At 61.9% G+C, this 17,054-nt stretch carries 16 protein-coding genes; 10 read left to right on the forward strand and 6 right to left on the reverse strand.

Annotated features, from left to right (window positions below):
- Positions 1–32: 32 nt before the first annotated feature.
- The 4 genes from AB4136_RS26495 to AB4136_RS26510 all read left to right on the forward strand — a co-directional run bounded on the left by AB4136_RS26495 (position 33) and on the right by AB4136_RS26510 (position 3,398).
- A complete protein-coding gene (locus tag AB4136_RS26495) occupies positions 33–437 on the forward strand; it encodes a thioredoxin family protein (RefSeq protein WP_137901784.1) in 405 nt (134 codons plus the stop codon).
- A 9-nt stretch (positions 438–446) separates the two neighbouring features.
- A complete protein-coding gene (locus AB4136_RS26500; protein WP_137901785.1) occupies positions 447–1,169 on the forward strand; it encodes an urease accessory protein UreH domain-containing protein in 723 nt (240 codons plus the stop codon).
- A 134-nt stretch (positions 1,170–1,303) separates the two neighbouring features.
- Positions 1,304–2,581 carry a radical SAM protein gene (locus tag AB4136_RS26505; RefSeq protein ID WP_441931789.1) on the forward strand — a complete coding sequence of 426 codons (1,278 nt, stop codon included), beginning with the start codon at positions 1,304–1,306 and terminating at the stop codon, positions 2,579–2,581.
- A complete protein-coding gene (locus tag AB4136_RS26510) occupies positions 2,568–3,398 on the forward strand; it encodes a DUF547 domain-containing protein (protein WP_441931791.1) in 831 nt (276 codons plus the stop codon). The genes AB4136_RS26505 and AB4136_RS26510 overlap by 14 nt, the downstream gene beginning before the upstream one ends.
- A gap of 93 nt (positions 3,399–3,491) precedes the next feature.
- Here the strand turns inward: AB4136_RS26510 and AB4136_RS26515 are convergent, their stop codons facing one another.
- The 3 genes from AB4136_RS26515 to AB4136_RS26525 form a co-directional block, all read right to left on the reverse strand.
- Positions 3,492–3,962, reverse strand: a complete 471-nt coding sequence (locus tag AB4136_RS26515; RefSeq protein WP_441931793.1) for a DUF302 domain-containing protein — start codon at positions 3,960–3,962, stop codon at positions 3,492–3,494.
- Between the two features lie 281 nt (positions 3,963–4,243).
- Complete coding sequence (locus AB4136_RS26520; protein WP_171021033.1) at positions 4,244–5,344, reverse strand: FAD-dependent oxidoreductase; 1,101 nt, start codon at positions 5,342–5,344, stop codon at positions 4,244–4,246.
- Positions 5,341–5,883 carry a TetR/AcrR family transcriptional regulator gene (locus tag AB4136_RS26525; RefSeq protein WP_171021034.1) on the reverse strand — a complete coding sequence of 181 codons (543 nt, stop codon included), beginning with the start codon at positions 5,881–5,883 and terminating at the stop codon, positions 5,341–5,343. The genes AB4136_RS26520 and AB4136_RS26525 overlap by 4 nt, the downstream gene beginning before the upstream one ends.
- 177 nt (positions 5,884–6,060) lie before the next feature.
- Here AB4136_RS26525 and AB4136_RS26530 point away from each other — a divergent pair, with 177 nt between their 5' ends.
- The 6 genes from AB4136_RS26530 to AB4136_RS26555 all read left to right on the forward strand — a co-directional run bounded on the left by AB4136_RS26530 (position 6,061) and on the right by AB4136_RS26555 (position 13,089).
- Positions 6,061–6,633 carry a peroxiredoxin-like family protein gene (locus tag AB4136_RS26530; protein WP_137901789.1) on the forward strand — a complete coding sequence of 191 codons (573 nt, stop codon included), beginning with the start codon at positions 6,061–6,063 and terminating at the stop codon, positions 6,631–6,633.
- 64 nt (positions 6,634–6,697) lie between these two features.
- Positions 6,698–8,833: a bifunctional TVP38/TMEM64 family protein/FAD-dependent oxidoreductase gene (locus AB4136_RS26535; RefSeq protein ID WP_137901790.1), complete on the forward strand. Its 2,136-nt coding sequence runs from the start codon at positions 6,698–6,700 to the stop codon at positions 8,831–8,833.
- A gap of 5 nt (positions 8,834–8,838) precedes the next feature.
- Positions 8,839–9,528, forward strand: a complete 690-nt coding sequence (locus AB4136_RS26540; protein WP_137901791.1) for a CDP-alcohol phosphatidyltransferase family protein — start codon at positions 8,839–8,841, stop codon at positions 9,526–9,528.
- Complete coding sequence (locus AB4136_RS26545; protein ID WP_137901792.1) at positions 9,525–10,730, forward strand: ABC transporter substrate-binding protein; 1,206 nt, start codon at positions 9,525–9,527, stop codon at positions 10,728–10,730. The genes AB4136_RS26540 and AB4136_RS26545 overlap by 4 nt, the downstream gene beginning before the upstream one ends.
- Entirely contained in the window at positions 10,706–12,457 is a 1,752-nt protein-coding gene (locus AB4136_RS26550) for an ABC transporter permease (RefSeq protein WP_441931796.1), read from the forward strand. The genes AB4136_RS26545 and AB4136_RS26550 overlap by 25 nt, the downstream gene beginning before the upstream one ends.
- On the forward strand, positions 12,454–13,089 hold the full coding sequence (locus tag AB4136_RS26555; protein WP_137901793.1) for an ATP-binding cassette domain-containing protein: 636 nt from the start codon (positions 12,454–12,456) through the stop codon (positions 13,087–13,089). Before AB4136_RS26550 ends, AB4136_RS26555 begins: the two co-directional genes overlap by 4 nt.
- A 39-nt stretch (positions 13,090–13,128) precedes the next feature.
- On the opposite strand, the gene AB4136_RS26560 is transcribed toward AB4136_RS26555, so the two are convergent.
- The 3 genes from AB4136_RS26560 to AB4136_RS26570 are packed head-to-tail and all read right to left on the reverse strand — an operon-like array spanning position 13,129 to position 17,053.
- Complete coding sequence (locus tag AB4136_RS26560) at positions 13,129–15,174, reverse strand: bifunctional DedA family/phosphatase PAP2 family protein (protein WP_137901794.1); 2,046 nt, start codon at positions 15,172–15,174, stop codon at positions 13,129–13,131.
- Positions 15,175–15,184: 10 nt separating this feature from the next.
- On the reverse strand, positions 15,185–15,742 hold the full coding sequence (locus AB4136_RS26565) for a phosphatase PAP2 family protein (protein ID WP_137901795.1): 558 nt from the start codon (positions 15,740–15,742) through the stop codon (positions 15,185–15,187).
- A 57-nt stretch (positions 15,743–15,799) separates the two neighbouring features.
- Positions 15,800–17,053, reverse strand: coding sequence for an MFS transporter (locus AB4136_RS26570; RefSeq protein ID WP_137901796.1), 1,254 nt, complete (start codon positions 17,051–17,053; stop codon positions 15,800–15,802).
- Position 17,054 lies beyond the last annotated feature (1 nt).

Raw genomic sequence — 17,054 nt, forward strand, 5'->3', positions numbered from 1 at the left:
TCCGTCGCCTCAACCAACCGAAGGAGATCCACATGCATAAACGTCAGTTCCTCGCTCTTGCTCTCACCATGTCGATTGCGCCATGGATCGCAATCCCCACGGCGAGCGCAGCCGAACGCAAGGTTTTTGACAAAGCGAGCTTCGATGCAGCGCAGCAGAGTGACGCCCGCATTCTCGTCGACATTTCGGCGAGCTGGTGCCCGACTTGCAAGGCGCAGAAGCCGATCATCGACAAGCTCGCCGAAGATCCGACCAACAAGGATCTTGTTATCTTCGCCGTCGATTTCGACAGCCAGAAATCTGTCGTGCGCCAGTTCGGCGCGCAGAGCCAAAGCACGCTGATCGCTTTTCGCGGGACAAGCGAAACGGCCCGCTCGGTCGGGGATACCAATCCCGATTCGATTGCCTCGCTCGTTCAATCGACACAGGCAAAGTGAGGGCAGTCAATGGCAAGTGGCAGTGCGTTATTCGCCTTTGCGGCCGGCATTCTCTCGACATTATCGCCTTGCGTTCTGCCGCTCTTGCCGCTCGTTCTCGGGGCAGCCGTTTCCGAACACAAATTGGGGCCAGCCGCGCTCGCTGCAGGCCTCGCTCTCTCCTTCGTGGCAATCGGGCTGTTCGTGGCAACGATTGGTTTCTCGATCGGACTGGATAGCGGCGTCTTGCGTAATGTGGCTGCGTTATTGCTGCTCGCGGTCGGCCTGGTTCTCCTAGTCCCCAAGCTCCAGGCGAGACTCGCCGTCGCAGGAGGACCTGTCAGCGGCTGGGCCGACCGTCGCTTTGGCGGTTTCTCGGCATCGGGCCTGAAGGGCCAGTTTGCCGTCGGCCTGTTGCTCGGAGCCGTCTGGAGCCCCTGTGTCGGCCCAACGCTTGGCGCTGCCTCGGTTCTGGCCGCGCAAGGCAAGGACCTGAGGCAAGTTGCGATCGTCATGATCGTGTTTGGTATCGGCGCCGCGTTGCCGCTGCTTCTCCTGGGGCTTGTCTCGCGGGAAGCGATGATGCGGTGGCGGGAAAGGTTGCTACGAGCAGGCCAAGGAGGAAAGGCGGTATTGGGCGGCCTTCTCGCGGTGATCGGAATTTTGATCCTTTCGGGCCTCGACAAGCAACTTGAGGCGTTCTTGGTCGACGTTTCGCCCATGTGGCTAACGCGTCTGACAACTCAGTTTTGAACCAGGACGTGCTTCAACATTCACGCGTGACGGGGCGACGCAGGCCAATGAATCGACACCTCATGGGGATGCCAATGGCGCGAGGGCCTGCGGAAGGAAGCGAGGAGACTGCACTGGACCGGGCTCGGCGAAGAATGGTCGAGACCGGACAGTGGGATCGTGCGCAGTTTGTTGGGCGACGGACGGCTATCGGCTGTGTCGCGCTGGAAATCACACAGCGCTGCAACCTCGATTGCAGCGCCTGCTATCTGTCCGAACACTCGCAAGCCGTCAAAGATCTGCCATTGGACGAGGTTTTCCGCCGCATCGACATGATCCATGATGCCTATGGCTCTGATGTCGACGTACAGATCACCGGCGGTGACCCCACCTTGCGCAAGGCCGACGAACTGGTCGCGATCGTTCGCCGCATCAGCGACCGCGGAATGCGACCGGCGCTGTTCACTAACGGTATCCGGGCCACACGCGCTCTGCTGACACGCTTGGTGGATGCCGGTTTGATCGATGTCGCCTTCCATGTCGACCTGACCCAGGGGCGGCGGGGCTATGCCAGCGAGGCCGAGCTGAACGAGCTGCGCCTCGCCTATATCGAGCGTGCTCGCGAATTGCCTCTGGCTGTCTATTTCAACACCACCGTCTTCGACGGAAACGTCGATCAGATTCCAGATGTCGTGGCTTTCTTCGCTCGACATAGTGATGTCGTGAGGTTGGTGTCCTTCCAGCCGGTCGCACAGACGGGACGCGGAACCTTGGGCCAACGCTCATCGATCGCAACAAACGCCGTGATCAGGCAGATCGAGAAAGGTGTGGGAACCTCGATCACCTTCGATACGGCACATGTCGGACATACGCGCTGCAATCGCTACGCAATGACGTTTATCGCGAATGGTCGGGCCTACGACGCTCTGGACCACAAGCCCCTTTACAACGCTCTCCTAGCCCGTACGGCAAAGATCCGCTTTGATCGCAAACAGCCGCGACGCGCGGTCGTGACGTTTCTGCGATGCCTTGCCCTAAATCCCGACATTGTGGCACGGGCCAGTTGGTGGTTCGCCTGCAAGCTCTGGCGCATGAAGTACGACCTGATCGCAGCGCGCGGCCGAGTGAACAAGCTGTCCTTCTTCATTCACAACTTCATGGATGCCTGCGAACTGGACCCGGAGCGGATCAAAGCGTGCGTGTTCATGGCGGTCACGCAGGATGGCCCCGTTTCGATGTGCCTTTTCAACGCCCGTCGCGATACCTCCATTCTTCGACCAGTCCATCTGCAAGACGCCGATGGCGAGCGGTTTTGGAACCCGCTCTCGGGAGAGGTTACGAAGGGCGAGCCCATGATCACCACCCCTGAAGTGGGGACACGGCGGCTCGCAAAAGTCGAGGCGCTCGAAGGCCGATCAGATGCTGCAAGGTAATCGTATGGAACAAAAGTCGTGGGTCTGGCGCCGAGCACGGCTCACGCTTTTGGCTGGCTTCATTGTTGCCACGATCAGTGGGTTTGTGACGAGCGAAGCGCCCGCGCAATCAGGACCGCCAGCTCGTCTTGATCTCGATCAATGGGACGTAGCGTGGACCGACGTGCTCAAGCGTTATGTTGATGCACGCGGCCGTGTGGATTTTTCAGGCCTGGCAAAAGACCGGGCAGGTTTAGACGAGGTCGTGAAATACATTGCGGCCGTCGATCCCTTGTCGTCACCGGGCCGGTTTGCAACACCGAACGCCCGCATGGCGTACTACCTCAATGCATACAATGCCCTGGCGATGTACGGCGTCCTGGATGCGGGTGTGCCGAAGCGGTTTGGATGGATTGATCGCACACGGTTCTTCGTTCTGCGCAAGTTTACGATCGGTGGCCGGGCGGTCTCGCTCTACCGGCTTGAAAATAGCGTGATCCGCCCTCTCGGCGACCCGCGCGTGCATTTCGCCTTGAACTGTATGTCGGTGAGTTGCCCTAGATTGCCACAGTCCGCCTTCACCGCGAGGGGTCTCGACCAAGAACTCGACGCCGCCGCGCGAGAATTTGTGGCTGAGAAGCGCAACGTGGATGTGGACGACAGCCGAAGGGAAATCCGGATATCGGAAATATTCAAGTTTTATACCAAGGATTTCCTGGCCAAGGCCCCGACTCTGCAATCCTATATCAATCAGTACCGGCTCTCGCCGGTGCCGGCCGACTATAAAATTGTCTTTAACGACTACGATTGGTCGATCAACGACCAGGTCCGCAATTGAGACCGCTGAATGCCTGCGGCGTCAGAGCCCCTGGATAGCAGGGCTCTTGGCGTCCATCGAGCGGTTGGAACGTTGTTCCGTCTCAAAAACTGATCACGGCGCGCCAGCAGTGTCGGTGATTGCATTGAGAGCGGCCGTCATCTTGTCGGTCACGTCCTGCCGCCCCTCAATCCCGTGAGCATCGGTGATCTGCGATGGCGGCCAATACCCGATCCGCACATTGTTGCCTGCATCCTCCCAGATCAGCACGCGGAGAGGCAGGTCGAGTCCCGCTGTCTGGAGGCTCTCCATCAGCGGTGTGCCGAGCATTGGATTGCCGAAGATGATTACGGTTGTCGGCCGCATTTCAAGTCCATTCGCCTTGGCTCCAGAGGCATGGTCGACGGTCGCGACGATTTTGGCGCCTCGCTTTTCGATCTCGGCCTGCAGGCGTTGTACTGTCGTCGAAAAATCAACGGCGCTCTCTTTCACGATCAAATCCGGGCTTTCAGCGCGGGCGATACGACCGACAGCCATTGCGATGATCATGGCCGTAGCGGCAACAGCAAATATTCGAAACATCATCTCCTCCCTTTGCATGACACAGGTACTGGCGTTACCGCACCCTGAATGGTTCTTATTCGCCCGTGACCATTTCCGGCTACGCTGACCGCGATCTTCCCAACTTCACTATGAGGAGTACAAATTAGAGCGATCGATCTAGAAAGTCACGTCGGCCCTTTCCGGCGATGAGCAGCCGGATCTCTATTCTCTCAGGAATCATGACCGATGCCGATGATCACAAGGGTAGCGCGCAGACCTATTGCAGCCATATCTCGTTCAGTGCCGAATAACAGACGGCTACCTCAGCGGTAGCGGTCGAGAAACTGTTGGTCGATCCAGCGCTTGAGCCACAACGCGGGCGGCCCCTTGAACCACAGGGAGCCGCGCATCATCAGTGCCGACGTCGCCCCGAGGCCGACAATGGCGAGATAGCGCCTTTGGGGCGCGAACGGCGTGAGCGGCCTTCCGGACAGGGTCGCGCAGAGATTGGCGAGCAAGACTGGCGCCTGTCTGACGGCATAGACACCGGCGCGCGGTAGGGCATGTCCGTCAAAGGCGGCGCAATCGCCGACGGCGAAGATCGAGTCATCGCCGGCGGACTTCAGGAACCTGTCCACAATCAGCCCTCCCTCACTGTCAGTTGGAAGGCCGAGCCGGGCAACGAGGCCCGGCGGGACAAGGCCCGTCGCATTGACGACGATATCGTGCGCTTCGCGCGTGCCATCACTCAGGGTAAGATTGCTCTCGTTGACGGACACAACGGCGATCGGCCAACGAACGCCAACATCAACGTCGGCAAGGTGCCGCATGAGCGCTGCCGCGGCACGTGGAGGGATTTGCTTCAACGGCTTGGATCGGCTGTAGACCGTGATTGCCATGCCGCGCCCATGCAGATCGGCCAAGGCACGAAGGTTGGCTGCGATCTCGACCCCGGTTACGCCGCCGCCGACCACCGCGACTCGGAGCATGGCAGGATTGGCACTTTGCCACTCTTCCTCGATCCGTTGCCGGAGCATGACCAGCGCGCGAACCGGCTTGACGGAATAGATTGGCTCGCTCTTTCCTGGCACCGGCGGCGGTGCGCTTCCGAGGTTGAGCGAAAGCAGATCGAAGCCTACCCGCTGCCCATCTTCCAGAAGCACTTCCCGGGCTGTCCGGTCGAGCCCGATCATCGTGCCGCGATGAAGTGTGGTATGGGTATCGATCGCGAGCTTGCCGATGTCTACGCGATCCGCCTCTGGTGGGAAAAGCCCGCCAAGCATTCCGGTTGCCATGCCCGAATACCAGAAATCGTGCGGTGCAATAACCGCGACCTCCGCTCCCGCATGTCGAAGTGCGGCGGCATTCTTGAGGATATGGAGATGGGCGTGGCCGACTCCGACGAGCACAACGCGCTTGGTCACTGTCCGTGCCAATCTTCCGCCAGGGCGACTGCCGATCTTGCGATACTGCGCAGTCGGTCACCATCGCCACCTGCCCGTGCCAGCACCCTCAAGGCGATTACGGCCGACAGCATCTGCCGCGCCGTCGCACGGGCATCTCGCTGAGGTCGAGAGCCGGCAGCGGCAGGAAGCCGCTGGAGCGCACGGTGGAACCCGTCTTCGATTTCACGAAGGCTTGCCTGGATTAACGCAGCCATCTCGGAATCCCAAGGCGCAACCTCCATTGCCGAATTGACGAGCAGGCAGCCCCGGCGGTCCTTGAACGAAGCCTCGACGAGACCGTCGAAAAAGGTGCGGATTCCGTAGATCGGATCGTCGCTGGCGTCGAGCTCCGCGATCCGTCGCCTTGCATAAGTATCGAGGTAGGCATCCAGGCAATGCCGGAACAGGGAGCGCTTGTCACCAAACGCATTGTAGAGGCTTGCCCCGGTGATCGACATCGCGCTGGCGAGATCCCGAACGGACGTTGCCTCGTAACCGTGACGCCAGAACTGATCCATTGCAGCGTCCAGCACAGTCGACTGATCAAAACTTCGTGGTCGCGCCATTCACTACTCTCCAACGACCTGTTTCGTGCCTTCGCTCCTTGCAAAGCGGCATCAGGCATTGCATGTTTTATAGCGATCGATCTAAAATGAAAACATTCCACCTGACAAGCCTCACAAAGGATATGTGCGATGACCGCCTCTTTTCCTCATCTTATTCCCCGCCAGACTGTCCCTGAACTGCGCGCCCCGATCGTTGGGGGGCGTTCCTATGATATCCGCAAGGAGACGCCGGCGACATTCTCGCTCATCGTTTTCTACCGTGGGCTACATTGCCCGATCTGCAAGACGCAACTCAAAGACCTCGAAGCCAAGCTTGGCGAGTTCGAACGCCGGGGCGTCTCGGTTGTCGCGATATCGACCGACAGTGAGGAGCGCGCCCTCCAAACCGGCCTTGACTGGCAATTGCCGCATTTGCGCATCGGCTACGACCTGCCTTTGCCGGTCGCGCGCGAATGGGGTCTTTATATCTCTCGCGGCCGTGGCAACACTTCAATTGGGATAGCCGAGCCCGAGCTTTTCTCCGAGCCGGCGATCTATCTCGTGCGGCCGGACAGCACGCTCTATTTCGGCAGTGTTCAGACCATGCCGTTCGCGCGCCCCCATTTCGCCGACATTCTGGGAGCGATCGATTACGTCGTGAAGCACGACTATCCGGCCCGCGGCGAGGCCGACGTAACCTTTGAGAGCGCCGGAGCGAAATAGGGATAAGACCCTATCATTTTCGGCGCCGCGCGTGGCCGCCGACTTTTAAGGAGGCCGGTCACGCATGGATCAAGCCCGAACATTGCGCAGTCCGAGCAAGACTGTTGGAGCGGCGCTCTTCGTCGCTCTCGTCATCGTTCTGGCAGTGTTCGTCAGCGGCCATGTCAATGTCGCCGACATGGTGGACAGGCTTGCAGCCGCTAGAGGCTGGATCAACCTGCATCCTGGCCTTGCGGCGCTGATCTTCGCCGCTGGCTACATTGCCGTAACCAGCCTTTCGCTGCCTGGTGCCACGGCACTGACCCTGATCGGCGGCAGCCTGTTCGGCCTATGGGCGGGAACGGCGCTTGTTTCCTTCGCAAGCGTCACTGGCGCGACGATCGGCATGACCGTCGCGCGCTTTTTTCTTCGTGATGCCATTGAGCGCCGCTTTCCAGATGCTGTCGCCAGGGTCGATCGCGGCATTGCGGCGGACGGCGCCCGCTATCTGTTTGCATTGCGGCTCGTGCCGGTGATCCCGTTCTTCCTCGTCAATCTGACGATGGGCCTGACACGCATGCCGGTACGTACCTTCGCCTGGGTCAGCCTTGTCGGAATGCTTCCGGGGACCGTTGCCTACGTCAACGCCGGCCAACAGCTTGCTTCCATCAAAAGCGCAGGCGACGTCTTGAGCCCCCGCATCCTGCTCGCGTTCGCAGCCCTGGCGGCGCTGCCCTTCGTGGCCAAGGCTGGAAACGCATGGTGGAGTAGGCGGGGCGCGCTGCGCGCATGGCGGCGGCCGCAACGGTTCGACTACAACCTCATTGTGATCGGCGCCGGCTCTGCAGGCCTCGTGACCGCCTATATCGCCGCGGCGGCCGGCGCTCGTGTGGCACTCATCGAAGAAGGCGAGATGGGAGGCGACTGCCTGAACACCGGCTGCGTGCCGTCAAAGGCGCTGATCCGGTCGGCAAAACTCGCGCATGAGGCAATGCAACCCGAACGGCTCGGCCTTCACGGCCGGCTGGAGCCTGATTTTCCAGCGATCATGCGCCGGATCGAAAAGGTGGTCGCACGCGTAGCTCCGCATGACTCGGCAGAGCGCTATCGCACGTTGGGCGTCGAGATCATCAAGGGGCACGCGAGGCTTGCCGACCCGTGGACCGTCGAGGTCGAGGGACGGCGCCTGACCGGGCGGCGGATCGTGCTGGCGACCGGCGCCGAGCCGGCCATGCCGGCGATACCGGGTCTGGTCGACGTGGAGCCGTTGACCTCCGAAACACTGTGGAGCCTGACCGAGCGGCCAAAGCGCCTGCTTGTCCTTGGTGGCGGCGCCATCGGCTGCGAGCTTGCCCAGAGCTTCGCCCGCCTCGGAAGCGAAACGATCGTCGTGGAGGCCTTGCCACGCCTCATCGCCCGCGAGGACGAAGACGCCAGCGAGATGATGCACGCCGCTCTCCACTCGGACGGGGTGACTGTCATCGCCGGCGTCGCCGTCCAGTCATTTGGCAACGATGGTGAAGCGTGGCTGGCGCACCTCGCGGATGGAAGGGCACTTCGCTTCGACCGCGTTCTCATCGCGGTCGGACGACGACCGCGCACGCGCGGCTATGGTCTGGAAGAACTCGGCCTTCTCGAAGATGGCAAGCTGGTCGTGAACGACAGGCTGAGGACGCGCGTTCCGACCATCTATGCGGCTGGGGACGTCATCGGGCGCCTGCAGTTCACGCATGCCGCGGGCCAGTACGCCTGGTTTGCGACGATGAACGCGCTATTCGGCGACTTCAAGACCTGGAAGGCGGACACGAAGGTGTTCCCCTCGGTCATCTACACTGATCCCGAGATCGCCCGTGTCGGCCTGAACGAGACCGAGGCGCGCGAACGCGGCGTCGCCTATGAGATCACGCGATATGACCTCGCCGAACTCGACCGCGCCATCGCCGACGGTGCCAATGAAGGATTCGTCAAGGTCCTGACGGTTCCTGGGAAGGATCGCATTCTAGGCGTCACAATCGTCGGCGCTCGCGCCGGCGACATGCTGGGTGAGTTCACGCTCGCCATGCGGCATGGTCTCGGTCTCAACGCCATCCTGCGGACGATCCATCCCTATCCGGGATGGACGGACGCAGCGAGAGCCACGGCCGGCGAATGGCGAAGGGCGCATGCTCCGGCCTGGGCGCTCGCCTTGTCGGCGCGCATCCTTCGATGGCTGAGGGGGTGAAGGCAATGTTCGACCGTCATCTCCTTCCCTTGCAAAAGCGCCTTTTGGGATCGCCAGCAGCCTGGCTCGCCAAAAGGGGCGTGTCGGCCGATGCAGTGACGCTTCTCGGCTTCGCGATCGGGCTGGCTGTCGTGCCTCTGTTGGCGGGTGGGCACTACATCTCGGCGCTCATCGTCATTGTCTCAAACCGCATCCTCGATGGGCTTGACGGCGCGCTCGCAAGGCAGACACAGCCCACCGATCGCGGCGCATTCCTGGACATCGCACTCGATCTTGTCTTCTACGCGCTCGTACCTTTTGGTTTCGCGCTGGCCGATCCGGCCGCAAATGCACTTTCAGCCGCCACGCTGCTGCTTGCCTTCATCGGAACCGGCAGCAGCTTCCTCGCCTTCGCGGCCGTTGCAGGTCGCCTTGGCCTATCCTCAGTCAGCTATCCCACCAAGGGCATCTACTATCTCGGTGGGCTCACGGAAGGGGCGGAAACCATCGCTGTGTTCATCGCGATGTGTTTGTGGCCGTTCGCTTTCCCGTTGTTGGCCTTCGGCTTCGCCGGGCTGTGTGCGCTCACCACCGTCACCCGCTGGTGGTGGGGGTGGCGAGCCTTTGCGGCTTCCACGCTCCGTCGCGCACCGGCCCGGACCGGGACGACGGCCCAGCTCAAGAAACTCAAGAAACAGGGTGAACCGAGATCATGACCGCAAGAATGACATTCGCCGCTTTGACAATGGCCGCTCTGGCACTGGTTTGCGGCCCCGCCCACGCTTCCAGCGGTTGGGACGAGGCCGTCTCCAAGGCGCGCGGCCAGACGGTTTACTGGAACGCCTGGGGTGGCGATGAAAGAACCAACGCCTTTATCGACTGGGTCGGCAAGGAGGTGCAGGCCCGATACGGGATCACCGTCAGGCAGGTGAAGCTTTCCGACACGGCGGAGGCTGTCTCGCGCGTCATCGCTGAAAAGACCGCCGGCCGCGACGACGACGGTTCCGTCGATCTCATCTGGATCAACGGGCCCAATTTTCTGTCGATGAAGGAGAAGAAGCTTCTCTATGGGCCGTTCACGCAGCTTCTGCCCAACTATCGCTATGTCGATGTGACGAACAAGCAGTCAAATGTCACGGACTTCACAACACCTGTCGAGGGAATGGCCTCGCCCTGGCGCCTCGCCCAATTCGTCTTCAACTATGATTCTGCCCGCGTAAAGGACGTGCCGCGCACGCTTCCCGATTTTCTGCCGTGGGCCAAAGCGCACCCGGGCCGCTTTACCCATCCCGACGTGCGCGATTTCATGGGCGCTACCTTCCTCAAGCAGGCGCTCATCGAACTAGCTCCCGACCGGCAGCGCCTGCAGCAGCCCGCGACAGACAAGGATTTCGTCAGCGAGACGGCGCCGCTTTGGGCGTGGTACGACCAGTTGAGGCCGTTGCTCTGGCGCCACGGCGAACAGTTTCCGGCAAACGGTCCGGCCGAACGCCAGTTGCTCGGCGACGGCGAGATCGACCTGTCCATGTCCTTCGATCCGGCGGAAGCCGCTGCATCGATTGCGTCAGGTCTGCTCCCCGATACGATCCGCACCTATACGCTTTCGGGCGGAACGATCGGCAATACGAGCTTCGTGGCCATCCCCTACAACTCGCCGCACAAGGAAGCGGCCATGGTGGTCGCCGATTTCCTACTCGACCCCGCCACCCAGGCGCATGCGCAGGACATCCGTGTGCTCGGCAGCTTCAGCGTCCTCGATCTCGAAAGGCTGTCGCCGGAACAGCGCAAGCTCTTTGCCGATCTCCCCGCCAGCCCTACGCTCCCGACCAACGCCGAACTGGGGCCGGTTCTTCTTGAACCACACCCGTCATGGATGACGAGGATCACGGACGAATGGAAGAAGCGCTACGGCAGATAAGCGTCCGCCTGCGCGGCTTCGCTCCCACCCTGCAGAGGCTACAACCCCGGCATGTCATCGCTATCGTCGTCGGAGGCACGCTTGGCGTTCCGATCGCGGCCGGCGTGATCTTCACGCTGCTGCCCGCATTCGGCTATCTGCCGTCGATCAGCGAACAGGTGCTCACCGTACAGCCGTGGCGCGATCTCCTCACTACACCGGGCCTTGCAACGAGCGTACGCCTGACGCTGTCAACCGGCGTTGCCGCGACTGTGTTGGGGCTGACCCTGGCCTTCAGCTTCTGCGCGGTCGTGCACGGACGAATGCGCAACCGCGGCGCCGATGGCCTTCTGGCGCCTCTCCTGGCCGCTCCCCATGCCGCAATGGCGATCGGTCTTGCGTTCCTCATCGCCCCGAGCGGCTGGCTTCTCCGCTTGGTCAGCCCTTGGCTTACCGGCTCAACCGTGCCGCCCAATGTTGCCTCCGTCCAGGATCCGTGGGGCATGGCTCTTGTGATCGGCCTGCTGGTGAAGGAAATGCCGTTCCTGTTGATCGTTATCCTCGCTGCCCTGAACCAGATTCCGGTCGATCAGCAAATGCGTGCCGGTCGAGCTCTCGGATACGGACAGGGGATCGTCTGGGTCAAGATCATCGCGCCGCAGGTTTACCGCCAGATTCGATTGCCTCTCTACGTGGTCCTGGCCTTTTCGCTCTCCGTCGTCGACATGGCCCTGATCCTGGCGCCGACGAATCCACCACCCCTTGCCGTACTCGCGTTCCAATGGTTCATGTCGCCCGATATTGCGCGCTACATGCCTGCCGCGGCCGCAGCGGTGTTGCAACTGCTGCTGGTCGCCGCAGTGATCGGTCTATGGCGCCTCGGTGAATGGAGCACAGCCCGCTTTGGCCTCTGGTGGACGATGCGTGGCGGCCGAGGGTTTACCGGCGAGCCGGGTCTGAAATTTGCGGCGATGTTGGGCATGACTGTGCTTGTGCTCGGCTTCGGCGCGCTTGCGGCACTGGCCATCTGGTCGCTGGCCTGGCGCTGGCCATTTCCTGATGCGCTGCCTTCGGCCTGGAGCCTCGAAATCTGGAAACGTCAGGCTCATGCACTGATCTGGCCGCTTGGGAACACGCTGGCGCTCGCGACTTTGACTGTTGTTGCTGCGCTTCTCCTGGCGATCGCCTGGCTCGAGGCGGAGGACCGCGCGGGCGTGAAGCGGCGAGCCAACGTGTTTCATCCAATCTATCTTCCTCTCCTCCTGCCGCAGATCGCCTTCATGTTCGGCGCGCAGGTGTTCGCGGTGAAACTTGGCATCGATGGCACACTCCCGGCAGTTGCCTGGGCCCACTTCCTCTTCGTATTCCCCTATGTCTTGCTGGCGTTGGCAGATCCGTGGAAGGCTCTCGATCCACGCTACGCGCGCTCCGCAGCCGCCCTTGGTTCGTCGCCGACAGGCACACTCGTCCGGATCAAGCTGCCAATCCTTCTACGGCCGATCCTGATCGCGTCCGCTATTGGCTTCGCCGTGAGCGTCGCGCAATACGTGCCGACCTTGTTTGTCGGCGGCGGGCGTGTCGCCACGCTCACAACGGAGGCCGTGGCGTTGGCGAGTGGCGGAGACCGGCGGGTTGTCGGCGCCCTGGCCGTGCTGCAGAGCCTTCTGCCGCTCATCGTCTATCTTGCGGCATTGGCTGTGCCATGCATCGTGTTCGCCGATCGTCGAGCCTTGTCGGGGCGGGCATGACAAATACGTTGGCGCTTCGCTCGGTAACGATTTCCATTGGAGACAAGAGCTTGATCTCTGGCCTCGACCTCGTGGTCGAGCCAGGCACCGTGGCGACCATCATGGGGCCGAGCGGCTCGGGAAAATCCACGTTGATTTCCTTCATCGGCGGCCACCTTGATCCGGCCTTCGAGGCGACAGGAGCGGTGTTGATCGGCAATCGCGATGTGACCGGATTGCGACCGGAACGACGTGGCATCGGCATTCTGTTCCAGGACGACCTGCTTTTCCCGCACCTGTCGGTCGGCGCGAATCTCGCATTCGGGCTTGCGCGCTCGGTGGTCGGATCGGAGGTACGGCGTGTGCGGATTGCCGAGGCGTTGGTGGAGGCCGGCCTTCCAGGCTTCGAGAACCGCGATCCGGCAACGCTGTCGGGCGGCCAGCGCGCCCGTGTCGCCCTCATGAGAACCCTTCTGGCGTCGCCGACGGCTCTGCTCCTCGATGAGCCCTTCTCCAAGCTCGATTCCAACCTGCGGCGCGACTTCCGCCGTTTCGTGTTCGATCGAGCTGCCGCCAAGCAGCTTCCGGTTCTCCTCGTCACGCATGACCCTGCGGATGCCACGGCGGCTGGTGGGCCTTTGGCGAGATTATGAGGTCGGGGCCTGTCTTTGAGGAACGCTCGCCTTGTACGGTCATTGCGAATTGGCCGCGCTAGTGGCTTGGCGCAGCAGCAGGACGCCTCCGTCCCAATCGGCATCCACCTCATTGTCGGAGCGCTTTGCAATGCGCCCTGTTCCGAACATCCGAGCGAGAACGTCTTGAGGCGTGTTGGCGTCGCTTTGGGGCGAGACGAATGAGAAGAACGATAGAGGCCGCGCGACTTCTTCCCTCACGACCGAACCGATCCAGACCGGCAATGCGTCTCCATCCACGAGATCGAGATCGGCATCCCAAAGCCGTAGCACGAGCCGTGCACCATCGGGGGCGGCGCTATCCGGCAGGACGAGCGTCAGGCTCGGAAGTTTGCCGCTCAAGAGACGAAGCGTTACCGGCAGTTCGACAGGAGTTGTCGTCGCGGTCAGCCATCCCAGTGCACTCGATGACGCCCATGCCGACGGCAAGCGCCATCCCTTGTCCTGCAAATCCCGTTGGATTGCAGACAGGTCGCCCGCCCATTGGACCGTCAGCGGCTCTTCGATCTCTCCGGTCAGATCGGTCCGTCGGGACGGTAGCCGCTGCCATCCCGAAGCCCACCAATCGCCGGCCAACATCGTGGGTGTGATGGGTTTCACAGCGTAGCGTTGGACATCGAGGGAATGATGCCGATAGACGTTCAGGCCCCCGGCGAGTGCGAGCGCCACAGAGGCGATGACCATCAACGACATCGTGCCAACAGGTTGGGCCGGCTTTCGTATGTAGAAGAACCCAAGCGCCGCCAGCCATGCCGTGCCGAAGGCAAGTCCGCCGACCGCATCCGAGAACCAGTGCGCACCCAGATAGACGCGCGAAAACGCGATCAGCAGGGCAAAGGAAAGCGCGGCAAAGGCGACCGGAAGACGCCGGGCTGGACGGAGTTCGCGTCCAATCAGGAAAGCGAGGAAGCCATAGAGAACGAGGTTGACTGTGCTGTGGCCGCTGGGAAAGGAAAATGCGCTCCAGCCCGTATAGAACAATTCGGTCGGCCGGTCGCGATGGAGCGAGACCTTTATGACGGTGTTGAGCACGGATGCGCCGGCGATGGCCGCCAGCCAGTAGGCGGCGGGACGCCATGCCCGCCTCCAGGCAAGCCAGAGAAGCACAGCGATCGTCACCACCACCACGACGACCGTGTCGCCGAGTTCGGTGGCTATCAGTATTGCGGAATCGCCCGGGACGGTGCGTAGCTCCTGAAGCGCCTGATAGATGGCGGCATCTGCCCGCACCAGCGGATCGCCGGTGATGACGTCTTCGAGAATGCCGAAGAACAGCCAGGCGGAGCCGATCAGTAGCACGGCGAGGAACGCCAGTCCTCGAACGTCAGGTCGCGACGGATCGAGAAGATCGAGCGCAAAGCGACCCCAGCGAGATTGGCTGACGGCCGCACGTTGCCGTAGCCGGTTTGATAGGCACGATAGGAGCGCCGGGCCGTGACGCAGCGCGAGACGGACCAGACGGATCATCGCCCAGATAAAAACTACAATGAGGACGACCAAAATGGCGAGCGGCTTGGCGGCAGCGCCGAACATGCCGAAGGCCGCGCCAACGAACACGGCGGGCAGGATATGCGACGGCGCCCACACCAGTGCGGACAGAATGTTGGCGACGTAGAACCTCCGGACCGACATCTGCAATATGCCCGCGATCAGGGGAATAAAGGCGCGTACACCGGGCGTGAAGCGGGCGATGAAGACACTTTTGTCGCCATGCCGCGTGAAAAAGGCCTCGCTGCGTGCGATGAGATCCGGGTGCCGGCTGAGCGGCCATCGTTCGAGGATTTCGCGGTGATAACGATGGCCGACCCAGAAGGACAGGCCGTCTCCGATAATGGCGCCGATGGTAGCCGCGCCGAGCAGCGGCCAAAGTTTTACGATGCCGCTCGGCACAAGCGCGCTGATCGCCAGAATTGCGGCGGTGCCTGGAATGAAGACGCCGATGATCGGGACGGATTCCGAGAGGGCCAGCAGAAGCACCACCGCATAGGCCAAATGCGGATGCGCCGCGATGAACGTGGTGACGGCTGTGAAGATCGACGTCACCATCTTGCGTTTCCTACAAGATCGAGGTGACGAGCCGATCGAGGTGCGTCCCCTCCCGGTAGAGCGTGCGAACCACCATGGCGGCAACAACACCTGTCGCGGCTCCGCCGAGGACATCGCCCACATAGTGCGTCCCGATATAGACGCGGGAGATCACCATCAAAACAGCCGCCGCGAGGAACCACCCCCCGATCCGCCGCATTCCGTGCAGCAAGAATGCCGCAGCGATGGCGAAGGTTGCGGTCGCATGGTCTGAGGGGAATGACGGATCGGCGCTGGGGCTGATCAGTAGGCGAGAGACGCCGCCATCGTAGGGGCGGATGCGATGAACGAACAGCAGGATGAGCTGGTTGATCGCGAGGCCGAGCAGGAAGGAGAGCCCGGTCGCGACGAGAACGTGCCTATTGTGCGGCCTATCCGCTCCCCGCCACCATAGCGCGGCCACCGCCAGCACAAGCAGCGGCACGCCAATGGTGGACACCCAGACCATCAGGAAATCGACCGTGGCGCTCGTCCCGGCAAGGCTGTTGATGGCGCGCGTAGCGGCGGCATCAAGATCGTAGAGTTGCAACGCTGTATCCTTTTCTTATTTATTGGCGCCGCCTGCGTTTGCGGCGCGTCAATGATCTCATTTTGCCTCGGGCACGGCCGTCTTCACGAGCCGCCCTCGAATATGAAAAAGCCCCAGCACGGTCAGCAGCGCAAAGGTCGCGCCCGCGAGAAACGTCCCCTTGGGTCCGGTCATATCCCAGAGCGCCCCGGCGACAATGCTGGCGACGAGCAGCGCCAGACCGCAGATCAAATTGAACATGCCGAAAGCGGTGCCGCGCAGCTCGGCCGGCGCGGTCTCGGCAACAAGCGTCGAGAGCAGGCCCTGGGTGAAGCCCATGTGAAGGCCCCAGAGCACGACGCCAATTCCGACCGCGACAATGCCGGTCGCAAAGGCCAGCGCCACATCGGCCAGAACGAGCAGAACCAGTCCGACGACTAGGATCATCACCTTATCCATCCGATCGGACAGGATGCCGATCGGATAGGCGGACAGCGAATAGGCCAAGCTCATGAGAACCAGCACGACCGGGATCAGTGCGAGAGGCAGGCCGATCGATTGCGCACGGAGGACAAGAAACGCTTCGCTGAATCGGGCAAGCGTGAAGATCGCGGCAATCCCCACGACCCACCAGTAAGACGCATCCAGGCGGCACAGCTCCTCACGGTGCAGCGGCATTCGAATCTTGCGCAACTCCTTCGAGCGCCCCGGTTCCTTGACGGCGACGAGAATGAGCGCGACGGACAGGAACGCGGGAATAACGGCGATCCAGAAGACTGCCTGGAAGTGATCCGCCGTCAGCCACATCAGGCCGATGGCGAGGAGCGGCCCAACAAAGGCGCCGATCGTATCGAGCGACTGGCGCAGGCCGAAGCTTGCGCCGCGCAGCTCGGGCGGCGCGATGTCGGCGACGAGCGCATCACGCGGCGCGCCGCGAATGCCTTTACCGATCCGATCGATGAAACGGGCAGCGATGAGCCAGTCGAGAGACGAAGCCAGCGGAAAAATCGGCTTGGTAAATGCGGCAAGGCCATAACCCAATGCGGCGAGGAACTTCCGTTTGCCGAGCCAGTCGCTGAGCGCGCCGGAAAACACCTTGGTGATCGAGGCGGTCGCCTCGGCTATGCCTTCGATAATGCCGACGGCCAGCGTCGAGGTGCCGAGCACGGCCACCATATAGACCGGTAACAGCGCGTGGATCATCTCCGAGGAGATGTCCATCAGCATCGACACAAAACCCAGCGCCCAGATGCCGGCCGGGACGCCGCGATAGGCTCTGGTCGGGGTTGATTTTTCGATGGTAATTGCAGGCTTCCCGACTCGGTCGCTCATG

This window comes from Mesorhizobium sp. 2RAF21 (assembly GCF_052115345.1).
Taxonomy (GTDB): Bacteria; Pseudomonadota; Alphaproteobacteria; order Rhizobiales; family Rhizobiaceae; genus Mesorhizobium; species Mesorhizobium terrae.